Genomic DNA, 19,917 nt, shown 5'->3' with positions numbered 1-19,917 from the left:
TAGTAAATGATATTCACAGAAGAGCAATTAAGAAAATATGCAAAACCTTTGAGTGAAACAGAGGAAAATCAATGTAAAAATGCCATAAGAATGGTAGTTGATGCATTAAAAACTATCGGATTTAATGAAAGGACTTCCATTCAAAAAATGTATAGTGAGACACCTTCATTTGAAGTTATGATGAAGAGTAATGATGATTATGAGGTTAAAATATTTTTACAAGGATCTTATGCAAACAATACTAATGTTAGACAGCATAGTGATGTAGATATTGCTGTTGTTCAAATAGATCAATTTAGACCAAAATATAGAGTTGGTGTTTCTAAAACTAATTATGGTTTTATAAGTGCAATTTCAAAAAGCAAGACTTTTAAAAATATAGTTCAATCCGCATTAGAAAATAAATTTGGTGATGATGTGGAAAGAAAAAACAAATCTATTAAAATACATGGAAATTCTTATAGAAAAGATGCTGATTCGGTTCCAGCATTAAGATATAGGGATTACTCTTGTGATTACAGGTTTGATCCAGAAAATTATGTAGGAGGAATACTTATCAAAGCTGATGATGGAACTGAAGTAATAAATTATCCGGAACAACATATTAAGAATGGAATAGATAAGAATAAAAGAACAAACTTATATTTTAAGAAAATGGTTAGAATAGCAAAAGAGATGAGGTATCAAATGCAAGATGAAAGATACGAATTTGCACAGAAAGCAAGCTCTTTTGGTATAGAATGCTTACTTTATAATGTTCCTGATGAAATTTTTACAAAGTATGATTGTTACAAATATATTTTTGATGATATTGTAGAGTTTCTTTATGATAATAAACATAACATTAATAGCTTTGTTGAAGTTAACGGTATTAAAAAATTATGCTATGATTCTGCTGATAGAGAGAAGGTATATAAAGGATTCATAGATGAGTTAAAAGGATTTTATAGTTATGAAATCTAAAATGGAATCACTGATAAAATTATCTGGAATAATTATAATTCTTATTTTCATTATATTGTATAAGTTTAAGAAGCCTCAGTCGGGTTTGGATTATTGGGATTTGATTTTAGAGTCCGCTGGATATTCTGTTATTGCAATAGCTATATATGAAAGATATTTATGGAAATACAATCCTTTTGTGAAAATACCAAGATTAAAGAAAAAATATACTGGAGTTTTAAGTTATAACTATAAGGGTAAATCTGGAGAAAAAGCAGTTGAAATTGAGATTAAGCAAAGTTTTCTTTATACAGATGTGAAACTCAAATCTGATGAAATAAGCAGTAAAACTACTACCAGCAATTTAGTTGAAGAAAATGGAGGATTTGTGTTATATTACACTTATATTACTAATCCTTTAAGTAGATATAGTGAAAAAAATCCAATACAAATAGGCACTTGCAAATTGCAAATTGATAAAATTGACAGCATAAAAGGAAGTTACTGGACTAATAGAAAAACAATAGGAGATTTAACTTTGAAAAGTGAAGAGTAGAGATGGAAGCTATCTCTCCATCTCCTTACCCATATAAATTCCTTAGTTTTTGCGTATTTTATAAAGTTCATCCATATCGGATTTTGAGGAGGAATACTCTTGCATTAGGGTATTCTTTTTTTCTTGCAATTTATTAAGTTTATCGTAACCGCCCAATAACTAAGTATATTGAAAAATCTCCAGACTAGAGAACTCAGCGATAGTTCCTAATCTGGAGATTTCTTATTTGCATTTTTCTTGTACAACTTTATTCCATGGTAAATAAGCCTCTAAAACCTCTTTGTTAACGAGAGTCTCCTCGTTTGGAAGATATTCTAGAAGATAGGATAGATATTTCTCGCTATTTAATTGATGACGTTTAGCTGTTTCCAACAAACTCATAATAATAGCTGTTGCTTTAGCTCCTTCAAAACTTTGAGAAAACAACCAATTTTTTCGTCCCATAACCAATGATTTAATGGCGCGTTCAGCTAGATTATTGGAAAGGACGAGATGCCCGTCTTTCAAAATTGTCTTAAAGGTTTCTTCATACTTGAGACTGTACTCAATTGCCCTCCCTAGTTTTGAACCAGGTAAAACTGACTGACGTCGGCACCAAGCAAAGAAGTCTTCCATTAAGGGATGGAGCTTTTCTTGACGTTTCTGTAGTCGTTCATCAGCTGACAAGGATTCCCAGCCTCCTTCCAAAGAAAATAATTGATCACAATAAGCTAAACCTTTAGCACCTAACGATGAGTTATCTGCTTGCTTGGGAGTCGCCTCAAAAAACTTCCTTCTTACATGCGCCCAACAACCAACAAGTTCAGCTTCTTCCAGTTGACGATAAGCAGACCACATGTCACAATGCACATACCCAGAATAGTCTCCTAGGAATTCTTGCACTACTAAACCACTCCGACGCTGATCATGGTGGTAAAGCGTGATCCCTTGCTTCTCAGCTTTCCCAGACAAAAAAGTCCAATAGTAAGTCAGCTGACTATCACTTTCTAAGACCCGATAAGAGGTTTCATCCGCATGAAGAAGAGATTGTTCTAACAACTTTTCTCGTAAAAGGTTATAAAGGGGCTCCAAATAGTATTGACTCGCCTTGATATGCCAATTAGAGATTTCCTTACGTGTGATTGGTAAACCCATCTTAGCCCAATCTTCTTCTTGGCGATAATTGGGTACCTTCAGATTAAACTTCTGATGGATGGTGTGAGCGATAATAGAAGCTGAGCCAAGGCTATGCGCCAAAGGGGCTTTAGGAATAGGAGCTTTCACGATTTTATCACTCGGATTTTTCTCACTGCATGTTTGGCACTTATAAGCGTGTTGGATATGATCTATTCGTTTTAATTGCGCAGGAATAAAGACTAATTCTTGTCGTTGAAGGGTCGCTCCAATCTCTTTTAGCTCTCCCTGACAATCAGGGCAAATGCTCTCTTCTAGTTGATGATGATGAACTTCTTCTGAATCAAATTGGGCAAGAAGAGCTTGGCGTTTCCCTTTAGATTTCTTACGTTTGTAGGTAATTTCCTCTGTTTCAACTGGGAATATCTCCATCTTCCTCAGATGGAGACTCTTCCTCAAAAAGGTTGAGTTGTCCAGAGAGGCAAACACTTTTCTCAGAGGATTTTCCATAGAGCTTTTGAGTCAGATAAGCCACTTGTTCACGAAGAAGGGCAAGTTCATTGGTGAGACTATCAATTGTAGCACTCTGTTGTTGAATGATTTTTAATAATTCTTCCATGGGCTTCCCTCCTTGTTTTCTAACTTCATTATACTAAAAAGAAAGTCCTCATTTCAATAGAAATCACGACTTTCTGATGAATTTATTTTAGGAGTGATAGAAAAGCCCTTCATAAGCCAATCTACTTGTTCAGGTGTGAGAGCTTTGACATCCTTTTCTGTACTGGGCCAAGTCAGTTTACCATTCTCAAAGCGTTTATAAAGTAGCCAAAATCCTTGACCATCCCAGTAAAGGGCTTTAAAGCGGTCTTTACGTCCACCACAAAAGAGAAAGACTTGACCTGAGAAAGGATCCAATTCAAAGTGGGTTTTAACGACATAAGCCAGTGAATCAATTCCCTGCCTCATATCCGTTTTCCCACATACGAGATAGACCTGCCCTAGGCTAGATAGATGAATTGTCATAGAGCAACACCTTATCCAAAAGCTGTTCTATCATTTCGAGATTGAGAGATTGAAAAAAACTTAGTTCAAGCTTGCCAATACGAATTTTAAGAAGAATATCATTTCTCTTTTTAGAATCAAAACGACGATATTGTGGAATCTCTACAGGAACAATAGGCTGTGGCATTAAAATATCCTCCAATAGTTTTACTTTACTAATAGTATACAGGAGGAGCTCCATGAATGATAGATACCTTGTTATGACGCGCTTACAGTTTATCTAAAATATCCTTTGAATTTGGGAGCTTGGAATAGGATTTTTTAAGCTCTGAAAGGGCAGTTTCATAGAGCTTGATTTGAGATTTGTATTCCTCAAAAAATGTCTTGTCAGACGGATTTGCCTTATATTCTTTGTAGTAAGATCGATACTTTTTAACAGTATGAATTTGTTCCATAGTGGCATAAAGCTCCTGTATTTCCTTTTTAATATCCTTGATTTGATCTTGTAAATTTTGTCTTTCATCAGCAGTTTTTTGAATGTATTCATCAAGCTGCTTATCTTTATTTTAGATAATGAAGTGACAATATTTAGAAGCTAGTCGTCTGATACAATCTGCTAATCTTTACTCAACCGATATTTTGTATTCTAAAAATTCTTATTAAATAATTTTTCAATGTTTTTATAAATCAATCACCAGTACTTCATATTTCTCTTTTCTGTACTTTCATTGTATAATGGGAATACGTTTAGTTGTATAGGATGAAATGTAACCATTTCTAACGGATTTTGAGGTGAAAATCAATGAAAAAAGCAATGATAATTATCAACCCTACCTCTGGTGGTGAAAAAGCTTTGGATTATAAGGTCAAGCTGGAGAATAAAGCCAAAGATTATTTTGAGCATGTGGAAACCAAAATTACCGAAAAAGCATTGGATGCAACACACTTTGCTGAGGAAGCGTCTCGTGAGGAGTACGATGCAGTGGTTGTGTTTGGTGGAGACGGGACTGTCAATGAAGTCATTTCGGGTATTGCTGAGAGAGACTACATTCCTAAGTTAGGAATTATCCCAGGCGGTACGGGTAACCTCATTACAAAATTGTTGGAAATCAATCAAGACATCGATGGCGCGATAGATGAACTCGATTTTGATTTAACCAACAAGATTGATATTGGTAAAGCAAATGATAACTATTTTGGTTATATCTTTAGTATCGGTTCTGTTCCAGAAGCGATTCACAACGTTGAAATCGAGGACAAGACAAAATTTGGTATTCTTGCCTATGCTGTAAACACCATGAAGTCTGTCATGACGGATCAGGTCTTTAACATTAAGGTTGATACAGAAAATGGAAATTATGTTGGTGAAGCTAGCCATGTGTTGGTTCTCTTGACAAATTACTTCGCTGATAAGAAAATCTTTGAAGAAAACAAAGACGGCTATGCCAATATTTTGATTCTAAAAGATGCTTCAATATTCTCCAAATTATCCGTCATTCCTGATTTACTAAAAGGAGATGTTGTCGGCAATGATAATATTGAGTATATCAGAGCGCGTAATATTAAGATCTCTTCAGATAGTGAATTGGAGTCAGATGTTGACGGCGATAAATCGGATAACCTACCTGTAGAAATCAAAGTCCTAGCTCAGCGAGTAGAAGTATTTTCAAAACCGAAAGAGTAGAAGGTAAAAATTAGTTTATTATTCACAACAAAATTAAATTCTATATCAACGATTGGAGGAGGAATGAATTCTCTATTTGATGAATTTCGAACAATTTGTTCTCATTTAAACCAAATCGGAATCAATCCGACGCTCATGGGATCTTTGGGTTTTGAATACCGATCAAATGAAGAATGGAGGCCGTCTGACATTGACATTCATGTGCCTGGTGATCCTAGAGGTTGGGAAGCACCTGATCATCTCAGAATTTATGAGTGGGACAAGATAATGAAAGTGATGAAACACTTAGGCTATGCCTTAATAGATATTCATGAGCATGAATTCCAAAAAGATGGTCTGAGTGTTGAATTCGGAAGTATTGATTCTTTACCTGATTTTGCAGGAGTTTCGGAATCGGATATAGAGCTGATTCATCTCGATGACATCTCTTTTCGAGTTCCAAGTTTGGAACAGTTTTTAAGCATTTACAAGGCTTCTTCCCAAGATTCTTATCGAAATGAGCACAATAACAATAAGGATTTTAAAAAAATTGAGTGGCTGGAAAGACATTTGTAAATCATCATTTGAAAAGTAGCAAGTTGTAAGAATGGCTGCTTTTTTATTTATAGAACCAAACCACTAGAATCTACGGACAAGCCTTGAAAATAAAATACGAAAGTAGTATACTAGAATCACAATTATGAAAACGTTTGCGTAAAATTTGAATTAGAACTTAAGGAGACAAATTGATGGAATTAAGTGCTATTTACCATAGGACTGAGTCGGAGTTTGCCTATCTTTATAAGGATAAGAAACTTCATATTCGGATTCGAACTAAGAAAGGGGACATTGAAAGCATCAACTTGCATTATGGTGATCCTTTTATCTTTATGGAGGAGTTTTATCAAGATACAAAGGAAATGGCCAAGCTGACTTCCGACGCCATCTTTGATTATTGGCAGGTTGAAGTGTCCGTTGACTTTGCACGTATCCAGTATCTCTTTGAACTCAAGGATACAGAGGGCCAGAGCATTTTGTATGGCGATAAAGGCTGCGTGGAAAATTCTCTAGAAAATCTTCATGCTATTGGAAATGGATTTAAGTTGCCCTATCTTCATGAGATTGATGCCTGCCAGGTTCCTGATTGGGTTTCAAATACGGTATGGTATCAGATATTTCCTGAGAGATTTGCTAATGGAAATGCTCGATTAAACCCAGAAGGGACTTTAGACTGGGATTCATCTGTCACACCTAAGAGTGATGATTTCTTTGGTGGTGATTTACAGGGGATTATTGACCATCTGGATTACTTGCAAGACTTGGGAATTACTGGACTTTATCTTTGTCCTATCTTTGAATCTACAAGCAATCACAAGTACAATACGACAGATTACTTTGAAATTGACCGTCATTTTGGGGACAAGGAGACTTTTCGGGAACTGGTCGAGCAAGCGCATCAGCGAGGTATGAAAATCATGCTGGATGCTGTATTTAATCATATTGGTTCGCAATCTCCTCAATGGCAAGATGTTGTCAAAAATGGTGAACAGTCTGCTTATAAGGATTGGTTCCATATTCAACAATTTCCAGTGACGACTGAAAAGTTAGCCAATAAGAGAGAGTTATCCTATCATGCTTTTGGTTTCGAGGACTATATGCCCAAGCTAAATACAGCCAATCCAGAGGTCAAGGGGTATCTTTTAAAGGTTGCGACTTATTGGATTGAAGAGTTTGACATCGATGCTTGGCGTTTGGATGTGGCTAATGAGATTGACCATCAGTTCTGGAAAGATTTTCGTAAGGCAGTTTTAGCTAAAAAGCCTGATCTTTATATCCTAGGAGAAGTCTGGCATACGTCTCAGCCTTGGCTAAATGGCGATGAGTTCCATGCCGTCATGAATTATCCTTTATCTGATAGCATCAAGGACTATTTCTTACGAGGAATTAAGAAGACGAACCAGTTCATAGATGAAATCAATGGCCAATCTATGTATTACAAACAGCAGATTTCAGAGGTTATGTTTAATCTCTTGGATTCTCATGATACAGAGAGAATCTTGTGGACGGCAAATGAAGACGCTCAACTGGTCAAATCAGCTCTAGCCTTCCTCTTTTTACAAAAAGGAACACCGTGTATCTATTACGGAACAGAGTTATCCTTGACTGGCGGTCCAGACCCAGATTGCCGTCGTTGTATGCCTTGGGAACGTGTATCAAGTGACAATGATATGCTGAACTTTATCAAGAAACTGATTAAGATTCGGAAACATGCGTCAGTAATCATTCAGCATGGCAAGTATAGCCTTCAAGAAATCAAACCTGATCTAGTAGCTTTGCAGTGGAAATACGATGTGCAAATCTTCGAAGCAATTTTCAACCAATCAAGTGAAGATTATATTCTAGATAGAGAAGCAGTAGCACTAGCAAGCAATTGCCGAGAATTGGAAAATCAGCTTGTCATCTCTCCAAAAGGATTTGTGATTTTTCATTAAAGAGCGACAGGAAAGTTGTAGTATAGAGAGCATTTTACAAACAGACTATTTGTTGTCTTGCTACAAATGATATATAATTTAACTTAAAGAAAATAGGAGGATTAATCAGATGAAATTAACAGATTTTACAGAAAAAGAACAGGAAATGATTAAGAAGGGGCTGACTACGTCTAAAATTAGTGACAAGGAAACCGCTGAGAAGATTCTTGCGCTTGTCCCACAAGACTTGATTAAGCGAATCCCGTTTTTCGTCAGAAAACATGCTACGACACGCACCATTAAACGCATTTCAATTGAACACCCTGAACTCTACGCTGCAGCTCAAACAAGTGGTGAAATCCCAGAAAAGGAACGCGAAGAATTGCGTCAGATTATCACAACTATCTTTGAACAAAAGATGAATAAACATAGTATTAAGTAGAGAATGAAAATATATTTTATAGGCGGTCTGGGAAGCAATGTTTATCATAGCAAGGATTTTCTTCAAGAGCTAGATTTGCAGGTCTGTTTTCTAAATCCGTATGAAAAGCATCTTCGAGATGAAACAGAATTGAAAGCATGGTTTAAAAAGGAAATAGTAGAGGAAGAATCTATCTGTCTGATAGGCCATTCTCTTGGAGGGGATTTGGCTCGTTATCTCGCATCGGAATTTGAAGAAGTAAAGAAACTGATTCTTTTGGATGGTGGCTATCTAGATTTAGATAAGATTTTACCTTTGGATATAGAGTTAGAGGAAACTAAAAACTATATTGAATCTCAAGTTGTTTCGGACTTAAATCTTCTTATTTCTAAAGAAAAATCCGAAGCAAAGTATTGGTCAGAAAATATGGAGGAAGCTGTAAGACAGTCTTATCACTGGAATGCGGAGTATGATAGATATGAGTTAGCTATAGATTATGAAAATATAGAAGCGATTCTCCGCTTACGGCGGAAAATACAAGCTTTCAAGAGGGAAGTGGGAGATACCTTGTTTATTAGTCCTCGCTATCCTAATGAAACTAGATGGAGAGAGGAAGCCCTAAAAGAATTGCCAGACTATGTTGATACTATTTTTTTAGAGAACTTTGGCCATGAGCTTTATACTGAAGCACCCAAAGAAATCGCTAGTCTAATTAATGAGTGGCTCTCTAATTCTCACTGAGCTTCTTATATTACTTGAAATGGTATAAGATTTAAAATAGCGGCATTAATAACTTTTCAAAACTATAATATTTATTTGCTCTGATATAGATTGTTACGAGAGCGAATTATCCTGCCATTGTAATTACCGTAATTATTTATTTTAATGCAGAAAAGGAGAAAATAAGATGGTCGTGAAAATAAGAAAACAAGGAAATTCAATCACTATTCCAAGTGGTGTAAAATCGGAAGAATTGGGTCAGCAGGTTTCTTATGTATCTGATGATGCCTTTGACTTAAATGTAGATAAAATCTTTGACAGATACGACGATGTTTTCAAAGCCTTGGTGGAAAAATAACAGTATAATTGACAGAAAAGCAAATTGAAAAAATAAATGTTTTACCAATTCAGTGTTATTCTCCAAATAAGGAAATTCAAACAGTTAGTCCTTCGGCTTTAAATATGATTGTCAATTTACCAGAACAATTTGTCTTTGGGAAGCCTCTTTATCCAACAATTTTTGATAAAGCAACGATACTATTTGTCCAATTGATAAAGAAGCATGTTTTTGCCAATGCTAATAAACGAACTGCTTTCTTTGTTTTAGTAAAATTTCTGCAATTAAATGGCTATCGTTTTACTGTTTCTGTTGAAGAAGCAGTAAATATGTGCGTGACTATCGCAGTAGAATCCTTAACAGATGAAAGCTTAACCACTTACGTCAAATGGGTTTCTGAACATTCGTTTAGAATTAATGGAAAAAATAAGCTCAACTATTCAATTCTTGTAAGTATAAAAATAGATAAAGAGACTATATTAGAAATCTGTCATGCAGAAACTGATATTGTCTCTTTTTATTGATAAGTGAGAATTTTCGGTATCTTCCTATATCTCATATAACAAAAAACGAACAGGCTCTTTTTCTGTCATTCAGAAGAGAACTTGTTCGTTTTGTTTTTTTAAAACACGCGATACACATAGGGATTTTCTGGTTTATCGACTTTGGTAAAACTGTCGATTTCCAAGGTTGGGAGATTTTGTTTAAGTTCTTTATGGTAGTGATTGACCAGTTTTCCTTTAGCCGTTATCCAGGTGTTGTTTTCATACTGACGGGTATTTCCCTTGGTCAGCAATCCATACACACCCGAATCTGCGATACAGTGAATAATGCCGAAGCGGAACAGAAATTGGCTATTGGCATGACTGGGGTCATTATAGACAAAGCCTGTGAACTGGACTGTCTTACCCTCAAACTCATCTGGATAGTCGTAGATAGCTTCCATGACTTCCATATAGTTTTCATTAGTGATCTGAATACTATCTTGGGACAAATATTTATCCGCCGTCGTTCGCATTTCCGTTTCATAGGCTGTTTTTGAGAAATAAGAACTGGTATCTGGTTTCAAATATTGGCTTGTCGTCCCTTCGCTGGTCTGAATGGCTTGATCCGTTCCTTCTGATAAGGGGAAATGATAGCCTTTAGCAGAAACGGTCTGAGAATCCAAGCTAACAGTTGGAAAAGTTAAACCGACGACAATTGGAATAGCCAAAAGAGCAATACTCGTCACCTTGGCTAATCGGCTGTTCAGATGACTATGGGTTTTGACTTGCTTCATCCAGATATACAATTGAACAAGTGCTAAAATAAAGGAAAGCACCATGGAAATATAGGCCAGATAGGAATAGTGCATGTTGATGTACTGGTTTAATTTGCCCGACAGATGGAGATAAATGGTCAGTTCAAAATAGCCAGCTAAAACTAAAAATCGAATCATAGGATGACTCCAATCAAGAGAGAATAGGCTAAAACGACCAGAGTCCCAATCGTTATGAAGTGACTGATAAATCGTGCTTTCAAGTAATTTTTCATCATGAGAATATTTTTGATATCCAGCATTGGGCCAATCACAAGAAAGGCCAGAACTGGTGCCAAGCCGAAACTTGAGAGAAGAGAAGCACCGATAAAGGCATCGGCCTCACTGCAGAGAGAGAGAAGAAAGGCCAAAAGCATCAAGAGCAGGATGGCAAAAAGAGGAGTCGCACTGATAGAGGTCAGAATCCGAGTCGGAACGTAGACCTGTATAACAGAGGCAAAGAGACATCCAAATACCAAATAACGTCCCGTATCAAAAAATTCATCAATGGCCTGCACAAAGACCTGAAAAATTTTTTTTGCAGAGCTCAAATGAGAAAAATCGTGCTCATGACAGGCCAAACGATTTTCTTTCTGAATCGGTTCTTTCCAGAAAAATCCCAGAAAAATCCCAAGTATCACAGCTACAACAATGGAACCCAGAGCTCGTAACAGGGCGACATGGAAGGAGTTTCCAAAGGCAGAATAAGTCGCAAAGAGAACAATGGGATTGATAACAGGTGCTGTCACAAGAAAAGGAACGGCCGTGTAACTGGGAACTTTCTTTTCCAGAAAACGATTGATAATGGGGACGATTCCACATTCACAAGAGGGGAAAAGAATCCCAACAAAGGTACCAAAAAAGATTCTCCCCCAACGATTTCGAGGGAGAAAATGATAAACCTTGTCAGGTGTGATATAAACCTCAATTAGTCCTGAGACAATACTTCCTATCAGAACGAAGGGTAGGGCTTCAATGATTATAGAGAGAAAAATAGCCCCAGTCTGAAGCACGCTAGAAGGGAGTTGTTGGAAAGCAGTCATCTAGTTTTTCTTTTCTGCTTTGGCTTTTTTCTCTTTGTCATCAGGGAAAGTGACTTGTTTCAAATCAGGGAGTTTAGCAAACTCTTCAAACATCTTGTCCAAGTCGTCTCGTTTTGTAAATTTTACAGCCATAGGTGTACCTCGATTCTAAATTCTACCTCTATTATACTATTATTTTGAGGAAAAGGGAAAAGTTAAAATTGAGTATCTAACGAATCATAGAGCTTGATATATCCTAATATACACCTTGATTGTGATATAATAGTTGTGGAATAACGGAGGAAATGATGGAACATAAAAAGATCGGTCAGGTTACTGACGAAATTTTAATATTGTTCTTGAAACTAGTAATATCAAGGTTAACAAAGAAGGTTTAAGAAGTCATATGTTGAAACGGCATCATAATGATGTGATTCATCATATCGAAGATCTGGAACTCATACTAAGTAATCCAGATTTCGTTGGGGTCAATCCACGAGAGAAAGATGCTAGTTTTGAATATGTTAAAAGATTTGATGATAATGTTCTTGTTGCCATCAAGTTACATAAGAGTGGCGATTTCTTTTATGTTCCGACCATGTATCGCTTGCAAGATTTTAAGTTACAAAGTCGTATTAAGTCTGGTAGCTTGAGAAAGCTTGACAAAAAAAGTAGTTAGTGCTAGAATAACATTAACGAAAGACATTTGAGGGCAGAAAGGTTCCTGCCGCACCTTGAAAAAGGTATCTGAGATGCTGGGTACACCGACCAGCCAAGTGTCTGTTATTTCAAAGGAGGGGCTTAAATGCTCCTTTTTTACTTAAAATTTCAAAATAGATTACACCCCACCAGGCTCAGGCTTGCGTTTTTTTTATTTCTCAAAAACACGCATTTTGAAAGATTAGAAACAGAAATTACAATCCTATTGTTCAAAAAAGCGTTTTTTTGAAGAATAAGGAGGGAGAATCGTTGCGCATTATTGTCAAAAATAAAAACAGTGAAATTAATCACTGATCCTTTTGTAAACTATTAGAATTAAATTGTAATCTTCTCAATAATACGGGTCCCAGAACTGGCTATTATGTCAGATCCATTAAATACTTTTGATGTCATGGGGTGGTTAAAAAAGGAGGCAATGCTCTCTAAGTACAAGTTATTACGCTATAGCATATAAATCTATTCCCTACATATTTTTTAAATGTTATACGAGTTAATTTGAAACGTTTAGCTTGTGGTATAATAGATTCATGGATAAAAAATATGAAAAAATCTCCCAGGATTTGGGAGTGACGTTAAAGCAAATTGATACCGTTCTAAGTTTGACAGCTGAAGGGGCGACTATTCCCTTCATCGCGCGTTACCGCAAGGACATGACTGGTAGTCTGGATGAGGTGGCGATTAAGGCCATTATTGACTTGGATAAAAGTCTGACCAACCTCAACGACCGTAAGGAAGCTGTCTTGGCTAAGATTCAAGAACAAGGAAAGTTGACCAAGGAATTGGAAGAGGCTATCCTAGCTGCCGAAAAATTAGCAGACGTTGAAGAACTCTATCTTCCTTACAAGGAAAAGCGTCGGACCAAGGCAACCATTGCCCGTGAAGCTGGACTCTTTCCTCTTGCTCGTCTGATTTTGCAGAATGTAGCTGACTTAGAGAAAGAAGCTGAGAAGTTTGTTTGTGAAGGTTTTGCGACAGGCAAAGAAGCTTTGGCTGGTGCAGTTGATATCTTGGTCGAAGCCTTATCGGAAGATGTCAATTTACGTGCTATGACTTATCAGGAGGTGCTGAGACACTCTAAACTAACTTCTCAAGTTAAGGATGAAAGTCTTGATGAAAAGCAGGTTTTTCAGATTTACTATGATTTTTCAGAGACAGTTGGCAATATGCAAGGTTATCGAACCTTGGCTCTCAATCGTGGGGAGAAGCTAGGTATCTTGAAGGTCGGTTTTGAACATGCTACGGATCGTATTCTAGCTTTCTTTGCTGCTCGTTTCAAGGTAAAAAATGCCTATATTGATGAAGTTGTTCAGCAATCTGTTAAGAAAAAAGTCTTGCCTGCTATCGAGCGCCGTATTCGTACAGAATTAACTGAAAAGGCAGAAGAGGGAGCTATTCAACTCTTTTCTGACAACCTGCGCAATCTCCTCTTGGTTGCTCCGCTGAAAGGGCGCGTGGTTCTTGGATTTGACCCTGCCTTTCGTACAGGTGCCAAGCTGGCTGTCGTTGATCCAACAGGGAAAATGCTAACAACTCAGGTGATTTATCCTGTCAAACCAGCATCAGCTCGTCAAATCGAAGAAGCCAAGAAAGAGTTGGCATACTTGATTGGTCAATACGGCGTGGAAATTATTGCTATCGGAAATGGAACGGCTAGTCGTGAAAGTGAAGCCTTTGTGGCAGAAGTTCTCAAAGAGTTTCCAGAAGTCAGCTATGTTATTGTCAATGAAAGTGGTGCTTCTGTCTATTCTGCCAGTGAGCTAGCCCGTCAGGAGTTCCCAGACTTGACCGTTGAAAAGCGTTCGGCTATCTCTATCGCTCGTCGTTTGCAAGATCCTCTTGCGGAATTGGTCAAAATCGATCCTAAGTCAATCGGTGTCGGCCAGTACCAGCATGATGTCAGTCAGAAGAAACTGTCTGAAAGTCTGGACTTTGTTGTCGATACAGTGGTAAACCAAGTCGGTGTCAATATCAATACAGCCAGCCCAGCTCTTCTTTCCCATGTTGCTGGACTCAATAAAACCATTTCTGAAAATATTGTCAAATACCGTGAGGAAGAAGGAAAAATCACTTCACGCGCTCAAATTAAGAAAGTTCCTCGTCTGGGTGCCAAGGCTTTTGAGCAGGCTGCTGGTTTCCTCCGTATCCCTGAAAGTAGCAATATCCTTGATAATACAGGAGTTCACCCAGAAAATTATGCTGCCGTCAAGGAACTCTTCAAACGCTTAGATATTAAAGATCTAAACGAAGAAGCTCAAAATAAGCTTAAGTCCCTTTCTGTCAAGAAAATGGCGCAAGAGCTAGACCTTGGTCCCGAAACTCTTAAAGATATCATTGCCGACCTTCTCAAACCAGGTCGAGACTTCCGTGATTCCTTTGACGCACCTGTGCTTCGCCAAGACGTCCTAGATATCAAGGACTTAGTGGTCGGTCAGAAGCTAGAAGGAGTGGTGCGTAATGTCGTTGACTTCGGTGCTTTTGTTGATATCGGAATTCATGAGGATGGCTTGATTCATATTTCTCATATGAGTCGCAAATTTATCAAACATCCTAGCCAAGTGGTATCCGTCGGTGATTTGGTAACTGTTTGGGTTAAGAAAATTGATACTGAACGGGAAAAAGTCAATCTGTCGCTCCTCGCTCCAAATGAAACTGACTGATTACGTCAAGCAGGTTTCACTAGAAGACTTCGGCAGACCTTTTATCCATCATGTCCAGTGGAATAGGCGTCTACGTTCGACAGGTGGGCGATTTTTCCCCAAAGATGGGCATTTGGATTTTAATCCTAAGGTTTATCAGGAACTGGGGTTGGATATTTTTAGGAAAATTGTCCGACATGAACTCTGTCACTATCACCTCTATTTTCAAGGGAAGGGCTATCAACACAAGGATAGGGATTTTAAGGAACTTTTGAAAGCAGTGGATGGATTACGGTTTGTACCAACCTTGCCAAATAGTAACTCTAAACCACTCAAACTTTATCGTTGTCAATCCTGCCAGCAAAGGTATCATCGCAAAAGAAGGATTGATACTATACGCTATCGCTGTGGACTTTGTCGAGGTAAATTGCTATTAATAAATCAGCCTGAGGACTGATGAAAGCCGAGCCTACCCGTGTTATACTATGTCTAACCTAGCAGAAAGAGGAAATATCATGAACAGTAAATTTTATAAAATGAGACGAAATCGCATGATTTCAGGAGTTCTGGCAGGTCTGTCAGACAAGTGGAACTTTGATGTTACCCTTGTTCGTTTCTTATTTGCCATTTTTACAGTCGCAAACTTTGGACTTGGCGTGATTATCTATATCATCCTAGCTTCTGTCATGCCAACCAAGGAAGAAATCGAAGCAGAAATGTATGGAACAGGCCCACGCAAACGCAAAGAAGCCCAAGTCATTGACGATAATGAAGGATGGTTTTGGTGAGGTAGAAACAGTTATTTTACTGTTAGTCTATGAATTCGACTAATCTATTTTAAAATTTTTGAACCCTTGTATCCGCAAGGGTTTTCTTCTTGCCTTCTTTTTATGGTAAAATATTTCTGATAAAATATCTACATTTCCCCCAATCTTACAAAAATGTAAGATTAAAGTCTCTTTTGTAAGGTTAGGTTATGGCAAGCGGTCTTTTTTTGATGTAAACTAGACTCATAAAGAACAAAGGAGTAACATCATGAAACAAATCTTACATAAGAAAATAAGAAAACCAAGCCACAAAGAAATCGAGCGCGTTCAGCTGGGATGCGCTATGATGCAAGCAACATTTCATTTGATGGGATATTAAGAAAGGAGATTCTCATGACACTTTTAGATGTAAAACATGTTCAAAAAATTTATAAAACACGTTTTCAGGGCAACCAAGTAGAAGCCCTCAAGGATATTCACTTTACCGTAGAAAAGGGTGACTACGTTGCCATCATGGGTGAGTCTGGTTCTGGTAAATCAACTCTTCTCAATATTCTAGCTATGCTGGATAAACCAAGTCGTGGGCAGGTTTACTTGAATGGAACTGACACCGCAACCATTAAAAATTCACAGGCTTCTAGCTTCCGTCGTGAAAAATTGGGATTTGTCTTCCAAGACTTTAACTTGCTAGATACTCTGTCTGTTAAGGACAATATCTTGCTTCCGCTTGTCTTTTCAAGAAGACCCATTACGGAAATGATGAAGAAATTGGTGGTGACAGCTGAGAATCTAGGCATCAACCAATTGCAAGAGAAGTACCCTTACGAGATTTCTGGTGGGCAGAAACAGCGTGTAGCAGTAGCCCGCGCCATCATCACAGAACCTGAAATTCTCCTTGCGGACGAGCCAACAGGTGCCCTTGATTCCAAGTCCTCTGCAGCCTTACTTGATGTCTTTGATGAAATCAATGAGCGCGGCCAAACCATTCTCATGGTAACCCACTCCACAGCAGCAGCAAGCAGAGCCAAGCGTGTACTCTTTATCAAAGACGGCATTCTTTACAATCAAATCTACCGTGGAGAGAAGACAGAGCGTCAGATGTTCCAAGAAATTTCTGATACCTTGACTGTCATGGCAAGCGAGGTGAATTAGTATGTTTCGATTAACCAATAAGTTAGCGGTATCGAACTTGATTAAAAACCGCAAACTCTACTATCCTTTTGCGCTGGCTGTTCTCTTGGCAGTCACTGTCACCTATCTCTTTTACTCCCTGACCTTCAATCCCAAGATTGCAGAAATTCGTGGAGGAGAAACCATTCAAACAACACTTGGATTTGGTATGTTTGTCGTTACACTTGCATCAGCCATTATCGTCCTCTATGCCAATAGTTTTGTCATGAAGAACCGTTCCAAGGAACTAGGAATTTATGGCATGTTGGGCTTGGAGAAGCGCCATCTGATCAGTATGACCTTTAAGGAGTTAGTGGTATTTGGAATTTTAACTGTTGGAGCAGGTATCGGTATTGGAGCCTTGTTTGACAAGTTGATTTTCGCTTTCCTACTCAAACTGATGAAATTAAAGGTAGAACTAGTCGCTACCTTCCAGATGAAAGTTGTCATTACAGTACTTGTTGTCTTTGGTTTGATTTTCCTAGGTCTCATGTTCCTGAATGCCATTCGAATCGCCCGTATGAATGCCCTCCAGCTCTCACGTGAGAAAGCTAGCGGTGAGAGAAAAGGTCGTTTCCTACCTCTCCAAACGATTCTTGGTTCCATAAGTTTAGGGATTGGCTACTATCTTGCCCTTACTGTAAAAGATCCTCTTACAGCCCTAACAACTTTCTTCCTAGCTGTTTTACTGGTTATCTTTGGTACCTATCTTTTGTTTAATGCAGGGATTACCGTTTTCCTTCAAATCTTAAAGAAAAATAAGAAATACTATTACCAACCAAATAATCTTATCTCAGTGTCCAACTTGATTTTCCGTATGAAGAAAAATGCGGTTGGACTAGCAACTATCGCTATCTTGTCAACAATGGTTTTGGTGACCATGTCAGCAGCGACTAGTATTTTCAATGCCTCAGAAAGCTTTAAAAAAGTTCTAAATCCTCATGATTTTGGGGTTTCAGGACAAAATGTTGAAAAAGAAGATTTGGACAAACTCTTGAGCCAGTTTGCAAGTGACAAAGGTTATAAGATTAAAGAGAAAGAAGTGCTTCGTTACACTTACTTTGGTGTTGCAAACCAAGAAGGAACCAAGTTAGCCCTTTTTGAAAAAGGACAAAATCGTGTCCAACCCAAAACAGTTTTCATGGTATTTGATCAAAAAGATTATGAAAATATGACTGGTCAAAAACTTTCTCTATCAGGAAATGAGGTTGGACTCTTTGCCAAGAATGAGGGAGTTAAAGAACAGAAAGCTCTAACTCTAAACGATCATCAATTTTCTGTAAAAGAAGAATTTACTAAAGATTTCATTGTGAACCATGTCCCAAATCAGTTTAATATTTTGACTTCTGATTACAATTACCTTGTTGTACCTAATTTACAAGCCTTTTTGGACCAATTCCCAGATTCGGATATCTATAATCAGTTTTACGGTGGTATGAATGTAAGTATCAGTGAAGAAGAGCAACTCAAAGTCGCTGAAGAATATGAAAAATACTTACAAAAGTTTAATGCTCAATTAAACACGGAAGGTAGCTATGTGTATGGTAGCAATCTAGCAGATGCTAGTGCTCAAATGAGTGCCCTCTTTGGTGGTGTCTTCTTTATCGGTATTTTCCTATCCATTATCTTTATGGTCGGAACCGTTCTGGTCATCTACTACAAACAAATTTCTGAAGGCTATGAAGACCGTGAACGCTTTATTATCTTGCAGAAAGTTGGTTTAGATCAAAAGCAAATCAAGCAAACCATTAACAAACAGGTTTTAACTGTTTTCTTCCTTCCTTTGCTTTTTGCCTTCATACATCTAGCCTTTGCCTACCATATGCTTAGTCTGATTTTAAAAGTGATTGGTGTAATAGATACGAATATGATGTTGATTGTGACCTTGTCTATCTGCGCTATCTTCCTCATCGCCTATGTGCTGATTTTCATGATTACCTCTAGAAGTTATCGTAAAATTGTCCAAATGTAAAAAAGATACCTCGACTTCAAAATCGAGGTATTTCTTGTCTTCTAAATGCTGAAAAGTTGACCGAGTAAGAAGGTAACTCCCATGGTCAAGAGACCAATAGCAAGGTTCCGAATCATAGCCGTTTTGGTCGGGGCTTTTCCAAGTCTAGCACTTGTGTAGCCAGTGAGAAGAAGAGCCACACCGACGATAAGGACAGTAGCAGGGATGCGGTACTCACTTGGGAAAATGGTTACTGAGAGCATTGGAGGCAAACTTCCAAGGAAAAAGGCAACAAAGCTAGAAATGGCAGCGTGCCAAGGATTGGTAAACTCTTCATACTCTATCCCGTATTTTTCCTCTACCAGAGCCTTGAGTGGATTTTTAAGAAAGGCTTTATTGGTCAAGAGTTGGGCAGAAGTTTCGCATTCTCCGTTTTGGATATAGGCAGCATAGAGGGATTTTTTGGCTAGCTCCATATCTTGGTCTAGCAAGACTTGCTCACGCGCAACGGCTGCTTCCTCTGTATCTTTTTGAGTTGAAACGGATACGTATTCTCCACCAGCCATTGAAAAGGCACCAGCTAAGATAGCCGCAAAACCTGATAAAAAGATAATCCAGATATTGGTCGTGGCACTGGCAACCCCGATAACCACACCCGCAATGGAAATAATTCCATCATTGGCACCAAGAACACCTGCACGCAGGATATTTAAACGACCTGCAAAATTTGAATCAATTTCGTGATTTGTTTCTGACATATTATTCTCCTTTTATCCAGTATAAAGGAAAAATATAAGGAAATCAATCTTTTAAAACTATCTGAAAAAAGTTGCACGATTTTAATGATCTAAAAATGTCGTCATCTTATCTAATAGATCAAACACAGAAGGGAAAGAGTATAGACTGGCATGAAAGAATTTTAAATTAAACACCATCGTCATTTTGTTCACTTTACAATCGTTTACAAAAAATATTTATTGATATTTTTTACATAAACAGAACAATTTGCGAACATATTTTTGTTTTTTATCAAAAAATACTTTACAAGTTTTTAAAAACATGATATAGTAATGGAGCTTAGAAAATGAGATGATGTTTTCTAGCAAATATAAACCCGAGTAAAAAATGC

General features: G+C 37.7%; 22 protein-coding genes and 3 pseudogenes. 16 read left to right on the top strand and 9 right to left on the bottom strand.

Translation table 11 applies throughout. The features are described from left to right. The first annotated feature begins 6 nt into the window (after positions 1–6). Together RYL77_RS03660 and RYL77_RS03655 are read left to right on the top strand one after the other, a co-directional pair. Positions 7–963, top strand: a complete 957-nt coding sequence (locus RYL77_RS03660; RefSeq protein WP_247949258.1) for a nucleotidyltransferase — start codon at positions 7–9, stop codon at positions 961–963. Continuing rightward, positions 953–1,498, top strand: a complete 546-nt coding sequence (locus RYL77_RS03655) for a hypothetical protein (RefSeq protein WP_315009942.1) — start codon at positions 953–955, stop codon at positions 1,496–1,498. Before RYL77_RS03660 ends, RYL77_RS03655 begins: the two co-directional genes overlap by 11 nt. A 222-nt stretch (positions 1,499–1,720) precedes the next feature. Here the strand turns inward: RYL77_RS03655 and tnpC are convergent, their stop codons facing one another. The 5 genes and pseudogenes from tnpC to RYL77_RS03630 all read right to left on the bottom strand — a co-directional run. Beyond that, positions 1,721–3,043, bottom strand: a complete 1,323-nt coding sequence (tnpC, locus tag RYL77_RS03650; protein WP_042901081.1) for an IS66 family transposase — start codon at positions 3,041–3,043, stop codon at positions 1,721–1,723. Beyond that, complete coding sequence (locus tag RYL77_RS03645) at positions 3,024–3,230, bottom strand: transposase (RefSeq protein WP_042901079.1); 207 nt, start codon at positions 3,228–3,230, stop codon at positions 3,024–3,026. Before RYL77_RS03645 ends, tnpC begins: the two co-directional genes overlap by 20 nt. Positions 3,231–3,283: 53 nt before the next feature. Continuing rightward, complete coding sequence (gene tnpB, locus RYL77_RS03640) at positions 3,284–3,634, bottom strand: IS66 family insertion sequence element accessory protein TnpB (RefSeq protein WP_042901078.1); 351 nt, start codon at positions 3,632–3,634, stop codon at positions 3,284–3,286. Beyond that, a complete protein-coding gene (locus RYL77_RS03635; RefSeq protein WP_315009937.1) occupies positions 3,615–3,800 on the bottom strand; it encodes a hypothetical protein in 186 nt (61 codons plus the stop codon). The genes tnpB and RYL77_RS03635 overlap by 20 nt, the downstream gene beginning before the upstream one ends. A gap of 85 nt (positions 3,801–3,885) precedes the next feature. Beyond that, positions 3,886–4,170 (bottom strand): annotated as a pseudogene (locus RYL77_RS03630) (endonuclease); the annotation flags it as partial. 245 nt (positions 4,171–4,415) lie between these two features. Between RYL77_RS03630 and RYL77_RS03625 the strand changes: the two are divergent. The 7 genes and pseudogenes from RYL77_RS03625 to RYL77_RS03595 form a co-directional block, all read left to right on the top strand. Next, positions 4,416–5,297, top strand: a complete 882-nt coding sequence (locus RYL77_RS03625; protein ID WP_315009935.1) for a diacylglycerol kinase family lipid kinase — start codon at positions 4,416–4,418, stop codon at positions 5,295–5,297. A gap of 63 nt (positions 5,298–5,360) precedes the next feature. Next, positions 5,361–5,852, top strand: a complete 492-nt coding sequence (locus tag RYL77_RS03620) for a nucleotidyltransferase domain-containing protein (RefSeq protein WP_315009933.1) — start codon at positions 5,361–5,363, stop codon at positions 5,850–5,852. A gap of 173 nt (positions 5,853–6,025) precedes the next feature. Beyond that, positions 6,026–7,768 carry a glycoside hydrolase family 13 protein gene (locus RYL77_RS03615; RefSeq protein ID WP_315009931.1) on the top strand — a complete coding sequence of 581 codons (1,743 nt, stop codon included), beginning with the start codon at positions 6,026–6,028 and terminating at the stop codon, positions 7,766–7,768. A gap of 109 nt (positions 7,769–7,877) precedes the next feature. Continuing rightward, on the top strand, positions 7,878–8,189 hold the full coding sequence (locus tag RYL77_RS03610) for a hypothetical protein (protein ID WP_315009929.1): 312 nt from the start codon (positions 7,878–7,880) through the stop codon (positions 8,187–8,189). Positions 8,190–8,192: 3 nt separating this feature from the next. Further along, positions 8,193–8,909 carry an alpha/beta hydrolase gene (locus RYL77_RS03605; RefSeq protein WP_315009927.1) on the top strand — a complete coding sequence of 239 codons (717 nt, stop codon included), beginning with the start codon at positions 8,193–8,195 and terminating at the stop codon, positions 8,907–8,909. Positions 8,910–9,075: 166 nt separating this feature from the next. Beyond that, the gene (locus RYL77_RS03600) at positions 9,076–9,246 is read left to right on the top strand and encodes an AbrB family transcriptional regulator (RefSeq protein WP_315009925.1); all 171 of its coding nucleotides are present in this window, start codon (positions 9,076–9,078) and stop codon (positions 9,244–9,246) included. 8 nt (positions 9,247–9,254) lie between these two features. Next, a pseudogene (locus tag RYL77_RS03595) lies at positions 9,255–9,638 on the top strand (type II toxin-antitoxin system death-on-curing family toxin); the annotation flags it as partial. 209 nt (positions 9,639–9,847) lie between these two features. Here the strand turns inward: RYL77_RS03595 and RYL77_RS03590 are convergent. The 3 genes from RYL77_RS03590 to RYL77_RS03580 are packed head-to-tail and all read right to left on the bottom strand — an operon-like array spanning position 9,848 to position 11,697. Beyond that, entirely contained in the window at positions 9,848–10,663 is an 816-nt protein-coding gene (locus tag RYL77_RS03590) for a TIGR03943 family putative permease subunit (protein WP_315009924.1), read from the bottom strand. Further along, positions 10,660–11,565 (bottom strand): permease, encoded by a 906-nt coding sequence (locus RYL77_RS03585; RefSeq protein WP_315009922.1) that lies wholly within the window; start codon positions 11,563–11,565, stop codon positions 10,660–10,662. The genes RYL77_RS03590 and RYL77_RS03585 overlap by 4 nt, the downstream gene beginning before the upstream one ends. After that, on the bottom strand, positions 11,566–11,697 hold the full coding sequence (locus RYL77_RS03580) for an SPJ_0845 family protein (RefSeq protein WP_000268685.1): 132 nt from the start codon (positions 11,695–11,697) through the stop codon (positions 11,566–11,568). It abuts the gene before it with no gap. Positions 11,698–11,950: 253 nt separating this feature from the next. Between RYL77_RS03580 and RYL77_RS03575 the strand changes: the two genes are divergently transcribed. The 7 genes and pseudogenes from RYL77_RS03575 to RYL77_RS03550 all read left to right on the top strand — a co-directional run bounded on the left by RYL77_RS03575 (position 11,951) and on the right by RYL77_RS03550 (position 18,809). Continuing rightward, positions 11,951–12,223: a hypothetical protein gene (locus tag RYL77_RS03575; RefSeq protein ID WP_315009917.1), complete on the top strand. Its 273-nt coding sequence runs from the start codon at positions 11,951–11,953 to the stop codon at positions 12,221–12,223. 384 nt (positions 12,224–12,607) lie between these two features. Continuing rightward, a pseudogene (locus tag RYL77_RS08960) lies at positions 12,608–12,690 on the top strand (acetyl transferase); the annotation flags it as partial. 101 nt (positions 12,691–12,791) lie between these two features. Next, a complete protein-coding gene (locus tag RYL77_RS03570) occupies positions 12,792–14,921 on the top strand; it encodes a Tex family protein (protein WP_315009916.1) in 2,130 nt (709 codons plus the stop codon). After that, the gene (locus RYL77_RS03565) at positions 14,908–15,357 is read left to right on the top strand and encodes a SprT family protein (RefSeq protein WP_315009914.1); all 450 of its coding nucleotides are present in this window, start codon (positions 14,908–14,910) and stop codon (positions 15,355–15,357) included. Before RYL77_RS03570 ends, RYL77_RS03565 begins: the two co-directional genes overlap by 14 nt. A 58-nt stretch (positions 15,358–15,415) precedes the next feature. After that, positions 15,416–15,688, top strand: coding sequence for a PspC domain-containing protein (locus RYL77_RS03560; protein ID WP_033683610.1), 273 nt, complete (start codon positions 15,416–15,418; stop codon positions 15,686–15,688). Between the two features lie 372 nt (positions 15,689–16,060). Further along, positions 16,061–16,819, top strand: a complete 759-nt coding sequence (locus RYL77_RS03555) for an ABC transporter ATP-binding protein (protein WP_315009911.1) — start codon at positions 16,061–16,063, stop codon at positions 16,817–16,819. Position 16,820: 1 nt separating this feature from the next. After that, positions 16,821–18,809, top strand: coding sequence for an ABC transporter permease (locus tag RYL77_RS03550; RefSeq protein WP_315009910.1), 1,989 nt, complete (start codon positions 16,821–16,823; stop codon positions 18,807–18,809). Between the two features lie 41 nt (positions 18,810–18,850). Here the strand turns inward: RYL77_RS03550 and RYL77_RS03545 are convergent, their stop codons facing one another. Continuing rightward, positions 18,851–19,546 carry a VIT family protein gene (locus RYL77_RS03545; RefSeq protein ID WP_315009908.1) on the bottom strand — a complete coding sequence of 232 codons (696 nt, stop codon included), beginning with the start codon at positions 19,544–19,546 and terminating at the stop codon, positions 18,851–18,853. Between the last annotated feature and the right edge of the window lie 371 nt (positions 19,547–19,917).

The sequence above is a fragment of the uncultured Streptococcus sp. genome, assembly GCF_963516515.1.
Classification (GTDB): domain Bacteria; phylum Bacillota; class Bacilli; order Lactobacillales; family Streptococcaceae; genus Streptococcus.
The sequence above is the reverse complement of the archived record's forward strand: the minus strand, read 5'-3'. Positions and strand labels throughout refer to the sequence as shown.